Annotated in this window: 16 protein-coding genes; 12 read left to right on the forward strand and 4 right to left on the reverse strand. The window is 54.7% G+C overall.

What is annotated here, in order from left to right; genetic code table 11:
• Nucleotides 1-15: 15 nt before the first annotated feature.
• The gene (uxaC, locus tag ACN9MQ_RS19580; protein WP_342864204.1) at nt 16-1428 is read right to left on the reverse strand and encodes a glucuronate isomerase; all 1413 of its coding nucleotides are present in this window, start codon (nt 1426-1428) and stop codon (nt 16-18) included.
• 473 nt (nt 1429-1901) lie between these two features.
• Here uxaC and ACN9MQ_RS19585 point away from each other — a divergent pair, with 473 nt between their 5' ends.
• The 11 genes from ACN9MQ_RS19585 to ACN9MQ_RS19635 all read left to right on the forward strand — a co-directional run bounded on the left by ACN9MQ_RS19585 (nt 1902) and on the right by ACN9MQ_RS19635 (nt 9160).
• A complete protein-coding gene (locus ACN9MQ_RS19585; RefSeq protein WP_014171725.1) occupies nt 1902-3200 on the forward strand; it encodes an MFS transporter in 1299 nt (432 codons plus the stop codon).
• Nucleotides 3201-3317: 117 nt separating this feature from the next.
• Nucleotides 3318-4094 (forward strand): transcriptional regulator ExuR, encoded by a 777-nt coding sequence (exuR, locus tag ACN9MQ_RS19590; RefSeq protein ID WP_014171726.1) that lies wholly within the window; start codon nt 3318-3320, stop codon nt 4092-4094.
• Between the two features lie 344 nt (nt 4095-4438).
• Complete coding sequence (yqjA, locus tag ACN9MQ_RS19595; RefSeq protein ID WP_014171727.1) at nt 4439-5101, forward strand: DedA family general envelope maintenance protein YqjA; 663 nt, start codon at nt 4439-4441, stop codon at nt 5099-5101.
• Nucleotides 5102-5103: 2 nt separating this feature from the next.
• Nucleotides 5104-5487 (forward strand): EnvZ/OmpR regulon moderator MzrA, encoded by a 384-nt coding sequence (gene mzrA / locus ACN9MQ_RS19600; protein WP_020883575.1) that lies wholly within the window; start codon nt 5104-5106, stop codon nt 5485-5487.
• Between the two features lie 143 nt (nt 5488-5630).
• Entirely contained in the window at nt 5631-5999 is a 369-nt protein-coding gene (locus ACN9MQ_RS19605; protein WP_014171729.1) for a DUF1090 domain-containing protein, read from the forward strand.
• A gap of 29 nt (nt 6000-6028) precedes the next feature.
• Entirely contained in the window at nt 6029-6334 is a 306-nt protein-coding gene (locus tag ACN9MQ_RS19610) for a DUF883 family protein (RefSeq protein WP_003862645.1), read from the forward strand.
• A gap of 1 nt (nt 6335) precedes the next feature.
• Complete coding sequence (locus tag ACN9MQ_RS19615; RefSeq protein ID WP_013098867.1) at nt 6336-6734, forward strand: phage holin family protein; 399 nt, start codon at nt 6336-6338, stop codon at nt 6732-6734.
• Nucleotides 6731-7027 (forward strand): YqjK-like family protein, encoded by a 297-nt coding sequence (locus ACN9MQ_RS19620; protein ID WP_020883574.1) that lies wholly within the window; start codon nt 6731-6733, stop codon nt 7025-7027. Before ACN9MQ_RS19615 ends, ACN9MQ_RS19620 begins: the two co-directional genes overlap by 4 nt.
• 209 nt (nt 7028-7236) lie before the next feature.
• A complete protein-coding gene (locus ACN9MQ_RS19625) occupies nt 7237-7629 on the forward strand; it encodes a DoxX family protein (RefSeq protein ID WP_006178691.1) in 393 nt (130 codons plus the stop codon).
• Nucleotides 7630-7701: 72 nt separating this feature from the next.
• Nucleotides 7702-8688, forward strand: a complete 987-nt coding sequence (locus ACN9MQ_RS19630; RefSeq protein WP_020883573.1) for a glutathione S-transferase family protein — start codon at nt 7702-7704, stop codon at nt 8686-8688.
• 106 nt (nt 8689-8794) lie between these two features.
• Entirely contained in the window at nt 8795-9160 is a 366-nt protein-coding gene (locus tag ACN9MQ_RS19635; RefSeq protein ID WP_014171733.1) for a DUF805 domain-containing protein, read from the forward strand.
• 40 nt (nt 9161-9200) lie between these two features.
• On the opposite strand, the gene ACN9MQ_RS19640 is transcribed toward ACN9MQ_RS19635, so the two are convergent.
• Entirely contained in the window at nt 9201-10103 is a 903-nt protein-coding gene (locus ACN9MQ_RS19640; RefSeq protein ID WP_014171734.1) for a LysR family transcriptional regulator, read from the reverse strand.
• A gap of 103 nt (nt 10104-10206) precedes the next feature.
• Here ACN9MQ_RS19640 and ACN9MQ_RS19645 point away from each other — a divergent pair, with 103 nt between their 5' ends.
• Nucleotides 10207-10908 carry a pirin family protein gene (locus tag ACN9MQ_RS19645; protein ID WP_073396337.1) on the forward strand — a complete coding sequence of 234 codons (702 nt, stop codon included), beginning with the start codon at nt 10207-10209 and terminating at the stop codon, nt 10906-10908.
• 42 nt (nt 10909-10950) lie between these two features.
• Here the strand turns inward: ACN9MQ_RS19645 and ACN9MQ_RS19650 are convergent, their stop codons facing one another.
• Both ACN9MQ_RS19650 and ACN9MQ_RS19655 read right to left on the reverse strand, forming a co-directional pair.
• Nucleotides 10951-12252: a serine dehydratase subunit alpha family protein gene (locus ACN9MQ_RS19650; protein ID WP_025202949.1), complete on the reverse strand. Its 1302-nt coding sequence runs from the start codon at nt 12250-12252 to the stop codon at nt 10951-10953.
• A 20-nt stretch (nt 12253-12272) separates the two neighbouring features.
• A complete protein-coding gene (locus ACN9MQ_RS19655) occupies nt 12273-13604 on the reverse strand; it encodes an amino acid permease (protein WP_025202948.1) in 1332 nt (443 codons plus the stop codon).
• Nucleotides 13605-13825: the final 221 nt, after the last annotated feature.

Below are 13825 nucleotides of genomic sequence, written 5' to 3' on the forward strand. Positions count from 1 at the left end.
CAACCTCAAACGGCCTTAGTTCAGTTCAATGGCGAAGTAGTCGCGCGCATTGTTAAAGCAGATGTTTCTCACCATTTCGCCCAGCAGCTGAATATCGGCAGGGGCCTCACCCGCGGTTACCCAGCGGCCAATCATCTGGCACAGAATGCGGCGGAAATATTCGTGGCGCGTGTAAGAAAGGAAGCTACGGCTGTCGGTCAGCATGCCCACAAAGCGGCTTAACAGACCCAGCTGCGCCAGCTGCGTCATTTGACGCTCCATCCCGTCTTTCTGGTCATTGAACCACCAGCCGGAACCGAACTGCATCTTGCCTGGCATACCTTCACCCTGGAAGTTACCGATCATGGTACCCAGCACTTCGTTATCGCGCGGGTTCAGGCAGTAGAGGATGGTTTTTGGCAGCAGATTTTGCTCGTTCTGTTTGCTCAGCAGCTTAGAGAGTTCTTCAGCAAGCGGGCGATCGTTGATGGAGTCGAAGCCCACGTCCGCGCCCAGCAGTTTAAACTGACGCTGGTTGTTATTGCGCAGGGCACCAATGTGGTATTGCTGCACCCAACCGCGGCGAGCATATTCCGCACCGAGGAAGACCAGCACCGCCGTTTTGAACTGTGCCACTTCGTGCTCGCTCAGGGATTCACCGGACAGGCGACGTGCCAGAATGCTATCAAGCTCAGCTTCATTTGATTCCGCAAACATCACCACATCCAGCGCGTGGTCAGAGACTTTACAGCCGTGTGCCGCGAAGTGGTCCAGACGTTTGGTCAGCGCGCTCTGCAGGTCTGCAAAACGACGAATGTCGGTGTCAGACACTTCCGCGAGCTTCGCCATGTAATCATTGAACGTCGCCTGTTCGATGTTAAAGGCTTTATCCGGACGCCAGCTTGGCAGCACTTTAATATCAAACGAGGTATCGCGGGCGACCACCGCGTGATGTTCCAGGGAGTCAATCGGATCGTCAGTGGTCCCCACCATCTTCACGTTCATCTGCTTCATGATGCCGCGGGCGGAGAAGGTATCCTGCGCCAGTAATTCATTGCACTGCTCCCAGATTTCATCGGCGGTAGCCGGGGAGAGCAGCTTTCCGGTGATGCCGAACGGACGGCGCAACTCAAGGTGCGTCCAGTGATATAACGGGTTGCCGATGGTGTGCGGAACGGTCGCCGCCCAGGCGTCAAACTTCTCGCGGTCGCTTGCATCACCGGTACACAGGCGCTCCGCCACGCCGTTGGTGCGCATCGCACGCCATTTGTAGTGGTCACCTTTCAGCCAGATGTCATACAGGTTTTTGAAACGGTAATTTTCGGCAACCTGCTGCGGCGGTAAATGGCAGTGGTAGTCGAAAATTGGCTGGTCTTTGGCGTAGTCGTGGTACAGGCGGCGAGCAAATTCGGTATCTAACAGAAAATCTTCGGTCATAAACGGTGTCATTATCGTCTTCCTCGTAACGAGAGCGTCAGAAAGCTTATGCTCAGATGCTGCAAAGTTATCACACCAATTTCCAGAGACAGAACATTTTTTCGTGAGTTAGATCAATAAACGCAGACAAATTAATTACCTCAAATGAGGTAAACCCTTCGCCAGGCCGCGCCAGAACTGGCTTTATCCGTAACACATAATGTCCCTACAAATAATCATGCATTTGTGATGTCACTCACCTTTTAAAGTTGTATGACAAGTTATCTTTTCGCCGTCGCAAACACTAAGCCGACGGAATGCATTCCCGGTGTGAAAACACCGGTTTTAACGGTACGGATACCGACTTATGCACGCTTACTTATGGCAAGGTTCGGGCCGTTCCGGGACATCTCCCGGTTATGCCCCTCCCGTTACACAACCGCTCCCGGACACGGTCGAGAGGTTGCCGTGCGAGGCACGGAATTAACATAACGATGAGGTTTTAGATGCGTAAAATTAAAGGGTTACGTTGGTATATGATCGCACTGGTGACGTTAGGCACCGTGCTGGGCTACCTGACACGTAACACCGTGGCAGCCGCAGCCCCGACGTTGATGGAAGAGCTGCATATCTCCACTCAGCAATATTCCTACATCATTGCTGCTTATTCCGCGGCTTACACCATCATGCAGCCTGTCGCAGGCTATGTTCTGGATATTCTCGGAACCAAAATCGGCTACGCCTTCTTCGCCATCGCCTGGGCTATTTTCTGCGGCGCCACGGCGCTGGCGGGCAGCTGGGGTGGTCTGGCGCTGGCACGTGGTGCGGTAGGTGCGGCGGAAGCGGCAATGATCCCGGCCGGGTTGAAAGCCAGCTCTGAGTGGTTCCCGGCGAAAGAGCGTTCTATTGCCGTCGGCTATTTCAACGTCGGTTCTTCCATCGGTGCGATGATTGCACCACCGCTGGTGGTGTGGGCTATCGTGATGCACAGCTGGCAGATGGCGTTCATTATCTCTGGTGTACTGAGCTTTGCGTGGGCCATGGCGTGGCTGATTTTCTATAAACACCCGCGCGATCAGAAAAAACTGTCTGAAGACGAACGCGAATACATCATTGGGGGTCAGGAAGCTCAGCATCAGACCAACAACGGCAAAAAAATGACGGTCTGGCAGATTCTGGGTACCCGTCAGTTCTGGGGTATCGCCCTGCCGCGCTTCCTCGCCGAACCCGCCTGGGGGACCTTCAACGCCTGGATCCCGCTGTTCATGTTTAAGGTCTACGGCTTTAACCTGAAAGAGATTGCGATGTTCGCGTGGATGCCAATGCTGTTTGCCGATCTGGGCTGTATCGTTGGCGGTTACCTGCCTCCGCTGTTCCAGCGCTGGTTTGGCGTGAACCTGATCGTTTCCCGTAAAATGGTCGTGACGATGGGCGCAGTGCTGATGATTGGCCCGGGCATGATCGGCCTCTTTACCAGCCCGTATGTGGCAATCGCCCTGCTGTGCGTCGGTGGTTTTGCTCACCAGTCACTGTCCGGTGCGCTGATTACGCTCTCTTCTGACGTCTTCGGGCGTAACGAAGTGGCTACCGCTAACGGCCTGACCGGTATGGCTGCCTGGACGGCGAGCACCCTGTTTGCTCTGGTGGTGGGTGCGCTGGCGGACACCATCGGCTTCAGCCCGCTGTTTGCCGTACTGGCTATCTTCGACCTGATGGGTGCAGTGGTTATCTGGACGGTGCTGAAAAGTAAGTCGGCAGAAGAGGTGCTAAAAGAGTCCCTGGGGGGACCGGCAACGCAAAGTTAGCGCCCTTCCTGATGTCACAGAAGCCGCCTCCGGGCGGCTTTTTTCATGGCAAAATCTGGAGACTGGCACGCAAAAGTGGTATAACAAATAATCCGCCGTACCCTGCCTGGAGCGCATATGGAAATCACCGAACCACGTCGTTTATATCAACAACTTGCTGCCGAGCTGAAAGATCGCATCGAGCAAGGTGTCTACCTTGTCGGTGATAAACTCCCCGCTGAGCGCTTTATCGCTGATGAAAAAAGCGTAAGCCGCACCGTGGTGCGTGAAGCGATTATCATGCTGGAAGTGGAAGGCTACGTTGAAGTTCGCAAAGGCTCCGGCATTCACGTGATTTCTAATCAGCCGAAACACTCCCCGGTCGCCGACGAAAGTCTCGAATTCGCCAGCTACGGTCCGTTTGAACTGCTCCAGGCGCGCCAGCTTATCGAAAGCAATATTGCGGAATTTGCAGCGACCCAGGTGACCAAGCAGGACATCATGAAGCTGATGGAAATCCAGGAAAACGCGCGCAAGGAAAAATGTTTCCGTGATTCAGAGTGGGATCTGCAGTTCCACGTTCAGGTCGCGCTGGCAACGCAAAACACGGCGCTGGCGGCAATCGTGGAAAAAATGTGGACTCAGCGCGTTCACAACCCGTACTGGAAAAAACTGCACGATCACATCGATTCCCGCACCGTGGATAACTGGTGCGACGATCACGATCAGATCCTTAAAGCGCTGATTCGCAAAGATCCCCATGCGGCAAAACTGGCGATGTGGCAGCACCTGGAAAACACCAAGCAGATGCTGTTCAATGAAACCAGCGATGACTTCGAATTTAACGCTGACCGCTATCTTTTTGCCGATAATCCTGTCGTTCATCTCGATACGGCAGCCAGTGCGGCAAAATAGTTTACCTTTTCGCTGGCAGGCGCTTCGCTGCGCCTTCTGGCAGAGGTGGGTAAGCAAAACATATATAGTGTCAGCCTTTGTAAATCCCCTCGCTCCCCTCCATGGCTTACGCCAAAATCATCACACCCCTGCAAATTCTGTGACGCAGAACCTTGGGCTTTGTTACAATTGGATTCAATTCGTTATTTTGTAAGTTAGTGCTTGCTAACCAGCCAATTAACAGGGAACAGTGTTGGCCACACCTCAATGTGTCCGCGAGCGACCATAATGAAATCACAACAATGTCGCCGTGCTGTTTGTCCCGGATAACAGGCGTGACGTTAACCGATTTCCAGGAACACTGAATGGAACTTTTGACCCAACTACTGCATGCCCTCTGGGCGCAGGATTTTGAAACGCTGGCCAACCCTTCCATGATTGGCATGCTCTACTTCGTCTTATTTATGATTCTGTTCCTTGAGAACGGTTTACTGCCTGCCGCCTTTTTACCTGGCGACAGCTTACTGGTGCTCGTCGGCGTGCTGTGTGCCAAAGGGGCAATGGCCTTCCCGCAAACCATTTTATTACTGACCATCGCCGCCAGCCTTGGCTGCTGGGTGAGCTATATCCAGGGACGATGGCTGGGCAATACGCGTCTGGTGCAGAACTGGCTCTCCCACCTTCCTGCGCATTATCACCAGCGGGCGCACCATCTTTTCCATAAGCACGGGCTTTCCGCGCTCCTGATCGGCCGCTTTATCGCCTTTGTACGCACCCTGCTGCCTACCATTGCGGGTCTTTCCGGATTAAGCAGCACCCGCTTCCAGTTCTTCAACTGGATGAGCGGCCTGCTGTGGGTTCTGATCCTGACCACGCTGGGCTATGCGCTGGGCAAAACGCCGGTCTTCATGAAATATGAAGATCAGCTCATGTCCTGCCTGATGCTGTTACCGGTGGTTCTGCTGGTCTTTGGTCTGGTCGGTTCGCTGGTGGTGCTGTGGAAGAAGAAATACGGGGCCAGAGGTTAACGATGGTTATCTCACCGCTTGCCGTGCGCCGTTTTGCCGTGGCCATGATTGCCCTGGGGTTGCTCAGCCTCATGTTCCTGGCCTGGACGACGCTTTCGCATCAGGAATCGACGCTGGCCATTCGTCCGGTGAGTCAGGGTGTCAGCGTGCCTGACGGTTTTTCGGTGTGGCATCATCTTGATGCCAACGGCATCCGCTTTAAGAGCATCACCCCGCAGGACGATGTTTTACTGATTAAGTTTGATTCCCGTGCGCAAAGTGCCGCCGCGAAAGTGGTGCTCGACCGTACGCTGCCGCACGGTTATATCATTGCCCAGCAGGAAGATGACAACCAGCCTGCAGCCTGGCTGTCACTGATTCGCGATTCGTCGCATAGATTTGGATAATTACCAGGATTCCGAATCTTTTCACTCACTTTGGTGAATCCCCCGTTTACTTACTATGCTTAAGTACGCGGAGCACCCCATGAATGTACTCCGCTTGACTCTGGATAGCGGCTCACGCCGCAACACAATGGAAGGTTTCGATAATGAAATTCCGCATTACTCTGGCTCTGGCCCTTTTTTCTTTAAGCACAGCGTCCTTCGCCAACTCTCTCTGTCAGGAGAAAGAACAGGATATTCAGCGTGAGATCAGTTATGCCGAAAAGCATAACAATCAGCATCGTGTTGAGGGTCTCAAAAAAGCGCTGAGCGAAGTGAAAGCGAACTGTTCTGACAGCAAGCTACGTGCCGATCACCAGAAAAAAATCGCTGAACAGAAGGACGAGATAGCCGAGCGCCGTCACGACCTGCAGGAAGCGAAAGAGAAAGGGGATGCGGAAAAAATTGCTAAGCGCGAGAAGAAGTTGAAAGAAGCGCAGGACGACCTGAAAGCGCTGGAAGCTCGCGATTATTGAGTTAACGGAAATCTCAACAGGAGAGAATCATGTCAAAAGATACGACGTCTGAAAATCTGCGCGCTGAACTGAAATCCCTGGCCGATACCCTGGAAGAGGTGCTGAACTCCTCTGCAGATAAGTCAAAAGAAGAGGTCAGCAAACTGCGCAGCAAAGCTGAGCAGGCGCTGAAAGAGAGCCGTTATCGCCTGGGTGAAACCGGTGATGCACTGGCGAAACAGACCCGCGAAGCGGCAGCTCGCGCGGACGAATATGTTCGCGATAATCCGTGGACGGGTGTAGGGATTGGTGCCGCGGTAGGTGTGGTACTGGGTGTCCTGCTGACGCGTCGTTAATATGGAAGATCCTCGTCACGCACAAGGGCCTGCTAACAACGTCCTCGGCATCGGCCAGCGTATTCTGACGACGCTGGTCGGGATTGCCGAAACGCGCGTCCGACTGGCAGTGGTTGAACTGGAAGAGGAGAAAGCGAACCTTTTCCAGATGCTGCTGATGCTCGGGCTTACCATGCTCTTCGCCGCGTTTGGTCTGATGAGCCTGATGGTGTTAATCATCTGGGCCATTGACCCGCAATATCGACTCAACGCGATGATTGCCACCACCGTTGTTCTGCTGGTTGCGGCATTGATTGGCGGCATATGGACGATGCGTAAAGCGCGCAAATCCACTTTCCTGCGCCATACGCGCCAGGAACTGGCCAACGATCGCGCCCTGCTGGAGGATGACAAGCCGTGAGCGATAAAGCCGAACGTCAGAAGCGAAAAGCATTCCTGCTCAGTCAGATCCAGCAGCAACGGCTGGATTTGTCTGCCAGTCGTCGCGACTGGGTTGACGCGACGCGTCGTTTTGACCGGGGCTGGAATACCTTCCTGAGCCTGCGCTCATGGGCGCTGGTCGGAAGCAGCGTGATGGCTATCTGGACGGTTCGTCATCCAAATATGCTGATCCGCTGGGCCCGCCGCGGCTTTGGTGCCTGGAGCGCCTGGCGTCTGGTGAAAGCGACGATTCGTCAACAACAGCTGCGTTAGTTCTTATGCCGGGTAGTGTTTCGCTTACCCGGCACACTTTCCCCCTTCCCCGTTACTCAATATCTTTGAAGAAGATTGACAGTTTTCCTTGCTAACAATTCCCATCTGCCCCGTTTACACTCCTCTCCATCGACAGCAAAGACGCGGTATCTACCCGAATTTGCACACAAATAAAGTTCAGCCGCTGATGTGGTTTCCTGGAGAGTAAAATGAAAAAATTAGAAGATGTTGGTGTTCTGGTAGCGCGTATTCTGATGCCGGTTCTGTTTATCACCGCAGGCTGGGGCAAAATCACCGGTTATGCGGGCACGCAGCAATACATGGAAGCCATGGGTGTTCCCGGGTTCCTGCTGCCACTGACTATTCTCCTTGAGTTCGGCGGCGGCCTGGCGGTACTGTTCGGCTTCCTGACCCGCACCACGGCACTGTTTACCGCAGGCTTCACCCTGCTGACGGCGTTCATCTTCCACAGTAACTTTGCGGAAGGCGTGAACTCTCTGATGTTCATGAAAAACCTGACCATCGCGGGTGGCTTCCTGCTGCTGGCCATCACTGGCCCAGGCGCATACAGCATCGACCGCGTTCTGAATAAGAAGTGGTAAGCACGCTATACTGAATGAACACAAAGCGAGGAGATATCTCCTCGCTTTTGCTTATTGACGGAGGAGTAAAAAATGGGACAACTCGTAGACGGCGTCTGGCAGGATGTCTGGTATGACACCAAATCCACCGGGGGACGCTTCAAGCGCTCTGTTTCGGCCTTCCGTAACTGGCTAACCGCCGATGGCGCACCGGGCCCAAGCGGCGAAGGCGGCTTTGCGGCTGAGAAAGACCGTTATCATCTCTATGTTTCTCTGGCCTGCCCGTGGGCGCACCGCACGCTGATTGTGCGCAAGCTGAAAGGACTCGAATCCTTAATTCCGGTTTCGGTGGTCAACCCCCTGATGCTGGAAAACGGCTGGACGTTTGACAGTGATTTCCCGGCCGCCACCGGTGATGACCTCTACCACCACGATTTTCTCTATCAGCTCTATCTGCGCGCAGATCCGCACTACACCGGACGCGTGACCGTACCCGTGCTGTGGGACAAGAAAAACCAGACCATTGTCAGCAATGAGTCCGCAGAGATCATCCGCATGTTCAACACCGCGTTTGATGCCCACGGGGCCCGCGCCGGGGATTACTATCCGGTTGAGCTGCGCGATAAGATTGATGAGTTGAACAGCTGGATTTACGACAACGTGAATAACGGGGTCTACAAGGCCGGCTTTGCCACCAGCCAGGAAGCGTATGACGACGCGGTGGGAAAAGTGTTTGAATCGCTGGAGCGTCTTGAGCAGATCCTCGGCCAGCATCGCTACCTGACGGGCGACCGCCTGACGGAAGCAGACATTCGTCTGTGGACAACGCTGGTTCGCTTTGATCCAGTGTATGTCACCCACTTCAAGTGTGATAAACACCGCATCAGCGATTACCTGAACCTGTACGGTTTCCTGCGCGATATTTATCAGATGCCGGGCATTGCTGAAACGGTCGATTTCAACCATATCCGCACCCACTATTTCCGCAGCCATAAGACTATCAACCCGACGGGTATTATCTCTGTGGGTCCGTGGCAGGACCTGGATGAACCGCACGGTCGCGACGTGCGTTTCGGATAAATATCAAGGGCATCAATTGGTGCCCTTTTTTAATTCACAATCTCCATCTATCCTTACCTCGATCGCTTAAAAAACAAGTGATTGACTGACTAATGAGGCAAGGAAAATGGACTGGTATTTAAAAGTACTGCGCAACTACATTGGATTTGGTGGCCGCGCTCGCCGTAAAGAGTACTGGATGTTCGTTCTGGTGAACTTCATCCTCATCATGGTGCTGGGTATTATCGATAAAATTCTCGGCTGGGAACGAGCCGGCGGTGAAGGTGTTCTCACCACGATTTACGGCCTGCTGGTCCTGCTTCCCTCATGGGCCGTACTGTTCCGACGGCTACACGATACCGATCGTTCAGCCTGGTGGTTACTGCTGCTGCTGATCCCGATTGTGGGCTGGCTGGTCATTCTGGTCTTCAACTGTCAGGCCGGCACGCCGGGCGAAAACCGCTTCGGGCCCGATCCAAAACTCAACGCATAAAACAAAGCCCGGTGGCGTTTCGCGTACCGGGCTCGATTTTTTATTTGTTGTGATGGGCAAAGAGCTTGGGTATTTCGCGCAGGCACCACGATTTGGCCTCACCCATGCTGTCGCGCCGCCACGCCATAATGATGTCCACTTCGCTGGTATACTCCGGGCTGACCACGCGTAGCCGCCCTTCTGCAATATCTTTTTCGACAAACGGATACGGCATTGTTGCCACGCCCAGGCCCGCCAGCAACGCCTGACGTTTGTCTTCAAGCGATGTGACGGTCAGACGCGGTTGTTTATCCAGCAACTGCACCGTTAACACCGGACGCTCGCGTGCGGTGTCTGCGACCGCGACCCCGCGGTATTTCACCCGCGTCACTTCCGAGAGCGGCTCCGGCTCCTGGTGAATCGGGTGATCGGGTGCGGCGACATAGACGTTCATCACGCTGTAGAGCTTGCGGGAGTTGATTTCAGATGAGGAACGGAAGTGCATATCCGGGGCAATGACGATATCCGCCCTGCCCGTCTCCAGTCGCTCCCAGGCCCCGGCCAGCACCTCGGTGATGATCGATAACTGGGTGTTTGCTTTGTCGGCCAGCCGGTTCACCAGCGGGAACAGCGCCTCGGTGGGCACCAGCGCTTCCGTCACCAGCGTCAGATGGGTTTCCCAGCCGCGCGCCAGCGCTTCGGCGTCCGTCGTCAGCTTGTCCGCCGCTTCCAGCAGGACGCGACCACGCTCCAGCAGCATCCGTCCGACGTTAGTGAATTTTGTTCGATGACCGGAGCGGTCAAAGAGCACCACGTCCAGCTCTTCCTCCAGCTTCTGCATGGTATAGCTGAGCGCAGACGGAACGCGCCCCAGTTCATCTGCCGCCGCGGCAAAACTGCCACGCCGGTCAATTGCGTCCATGACGCGAAGCGCCTCAAGCGTCAATGCTCTCTCTTTAGCCATCTCGTTCTCATTCAGGAAATTTGAACATACCGGGCAGAATATCTGGCTAACAATGAAGCGTCCATACCTTTACCATTGTTTAGTGTAAAGAGAGGTCAAGTTTATGATTACGACAAGAACAGCTAAACAGTGCGGACAAGCCGATTTCGGTTGGCTGCAGGCCCGCTACACCTTTTCCTTTGGACACTACTTTGACCCTAAACTGCTCGGTTACGCTTCACTGCGCGTATTGAATCAGGAAGTGCTCGCCCCAGGCGCGTCCTTCCAGCCGCGTACGTACCCGAAAGTCGATATCCTGAACCTGATCCTGGAAGGCGAAGCAGAATACCGCGACAGCGAGGGCAATCATGTCCAGGCGAAGGCCGGCGAAGCATTATTAATCTCCACGCAGCCGGGCATCAGTTACAGCGAGCATAACCTCAGCAAAGATAAAACGCTGACCCGTATGCAGCTGTGGCTGGATGCCTGCCCTGAGCGGGAAAACCCGCTGGTACAGAAGTTAGAGTTGACGGGCGACAGGCAGCAGCTGATAGCCTCCCCGGACGGCAGTCAAGGCAGCCTGCAGTTGCGCCAGCAGGTGTGGCTGCACCATATCGAACTGAAGAAAGGGGAACAGGCGAGCTTCCAGCTTCATGGTCCGCGCGCCTATCTGCAATCGATTCACGGGACGGTGCATGCGGTGACGCATACGGAAGAGAAAGAAGCGCTCACCTGCGGTGACGGGGCGTTTATTCGCGACGAAGCGAATATCACGCTGGTTGCTGATTCGCCGCTGCGCGCGCTGTTAATTGATTTACCGGTTTAACACCCGATAATCCTCTCTCCCCGGCGGGGAGAGAGGAAACCGTTACACTTTACGTGCCATAATCTCAATAATCTGCCGGTCCGTCGCCTGCATGGAGCGGCACGCCAGCGAACACAGGTTCGCGATCGACTGCTCCACATCGTGCGCCACAATCCCTTCATTGCCCGTTACCGCCGAATCATCCAGCGCCATCATCACCGCTTTCCAGGCACTGCCGACGCTGGTTGAGACCTTCATGGCACAACTGTTGGACGCGCCATCGCAGATCATCCCGCTGACATCGCCAATCATGCTGCTGATTGCCATTGAGAGCGTCTGATAGCTTCCGCCCATCAGCCAGGCCATGCCTGCCGCCGCCCCCATCGCCGCCGTGGTAGCCGCACACAGCGCCGACAGGCGCGGAAGCTGGGCGTGGATATAAATAGCCGAAAGGTGTGAAAGCATCAGCGCCCGGGCAAGGCGTTCATCATCCGCCTGGACATGTTCCGCCACCACCACAACCGGCATGGTGGCCGTGATCCCCTGGTTGCCCGATCCGGAATTGCTCATTGCCGGCAGCGTCGCCCCGCCCATTCGGGCGTCCGAGGCCGCGCTGGTGCGAATGACAATATCCGAGCCCAGGTCCTGCGCTATCCATCCGCGAGCGCGCTGCTTATTGAGCGTCGCGCCAATGTGCAGGCCCCATTTTCCGCTTAAACCTTCACGGGAGAGCGCATCATTTAATTGTCCGGCAGCCAGGATAAAGCGGATCGCGTCAAACGGCACCTGCTCCACAAACTCAAGGATCTGCGATAGCGTGGCGTTTGAAAGTACCGCCAGCGGATCGTCGTTCCTCTCGTCGGGTTGAGAATCAAGCGTAAAGCGGGTTTCGCCCTGACAGACAATCTCCACCACCCGCGTATGCCCACCGGCGATGGTCACCATCGCCGAGGCCTGTCCGGCGTGAACGCAGGCGCGGGAGTAGAGGATGTCATCGCACGGCTCCTGCAGCTTGACCTGCACCTGGCCGGCGTCCAGCAGCGCTTTGGCACGCACCAGCGCATCGGCAGTGGCATCTTTCAGTACCTCCAGCCCGGCGTGCGCGTTACCGCCAGTGGCCCCCAGTGCCGCCGCAATCGGCAACCCGACCATCCCGGTGCCAGGTACCGTCACGCCAAGGCCATTTTTCATCAGATTCGGTGAAACCCACGCCTCAATCTGTGTGACATCACCCGGCAGAAGCTCCGCGGCCATCGCACAAGCCAGCGCCAGAGAGATCGGCTCGGTACACCCCAGTGCAGGTTTAACTTCCTCCTGCACCGCCCGAATAAATTGATTCCATAAAGATTGAGTTTGCTCTGACATCGTTACGACCTTGTTTGCCCTTAAGAAAACGCGAGGAAAGGAGAAACACACAGCAGCAGACCGGTGATGATAATGATCACCAGCGACACGCCTTTATATTTGTGCAGCGCCGGCACTTTGTAGACCAGCCACGCCGGAATCAAACACCCCACCATGCCGAAGATGGGGCTGCAAATAGAGGTGAAGCTCAGTACCGGCGCGTTTAACACAATCGCGCTCCATGCCAGCAGAATGGCAAACAGCATGATGCCGCGCTGTACGGTGTTTTCGTTGATTTTCTCTGCCGGCATTTTGCGGCGCAGAATGTTCATCACAATGCCCTGCGTCGCTTCACGAAAGCCCAGGTACACGCCGAAGAACGCGGTCATGACGGCAAAAATATTCAGGATAACGCTGACAATTTTGACCCAGCCGGCACCGTCGCCACTGATAAACTGCGCGGCAATTGCCAGTGCGGAAATATTCTGTTCGTAGGCTTTGACCGCCTCATCATGCCCCATTGCCAGGGTGAACGAGACCGCGTAGAAAAAGACCGTCACGAAGAGGATCGCGAAGGCGATGTTCATCGCCCGCAGCGCTTTATGGCGCGCCACTTCAACCGATTTTTCGCGTGAACGATAGGAGATCACCATCGGGCTTAATGTCTGAATAAACAGAATCGACGTTAAGGTAAACGGCAACGTGATAATCGCGTTTTTAATGAGTAGCCCCACGGGTGGCAGCATGCCCACGTTGGCTAAATGCCAGAGGCCAATCATCGACAACCCGAGCGCCGCCACCACAAATAACTTGGTCAGCACCATCAGGCTGGAGACTTTAAACAGCAGTTTCTCGCCACGGGAGGAGATCGCCACCAGGATGCAGATCAGGAACAGACCGTAGAACGGATTTTCAGAGAGCAGCCCCTCCGTCACGCCGAAGGTGTGTAAATAGGAGGCGCTGTCGTTGGTGATGGCGGTGGAGTAGACGAACATCCAGATAACCAGCATCACGAAATAGAGCGCACCTAATAAAATGCCCCAGTTCTTACCGAGGTAGCCGCTGATGACGCTTGGATAATCTTTGCACTCCGGCGATTCTGCCAGCGTGTTAATAAACAGCCGCTGAAACAGGTACATGGCCGGATAGCCAATCACTGACGAAAGCAGAAACACCCACAGTCCCATCAGCCCCACCTGTACCGGGAGAAAAACAATCCCCGCGCCGATGGCCATTCCGATACTCATGATGACCCAGCCCGTATCGGTGCTGTCGAATTTAATGGCCTCCTGCCACTCGCTTTCACTCATCCCTGCCCGCTTTGCCGCGGGTGAATCGTTCACAATCACACTGCTGTTTGTTGCCGTATCCATAAGGCACTCGCTTATTTTGTAGGGTAACCAGTTGTTTTTATGGGATTCTGACCACCAGCGATAATGAGCCAGACTGCTGCAGGTGTGTGTTATTGGAATGGACAAATCATACGTGGAGAGCGGGAGAAAAAAGTCACAATATTTATAAGGCTTTTCGCAAGCGAGAGAAATAAATACTCTGATATGATGAATAATCGATGGGTTTTTCTAAAAGTGATGCC

The organism is Enterobacter sp. R-25 (assembly GCF_049913205.1).
Taxonomy (GTDB): Bacteria; Pseudomonadota; Gammaproteobacteria; order Enterobacterales; family Enterobacteriaceae; genus Enterobacter; species Enterobacter ludwigii.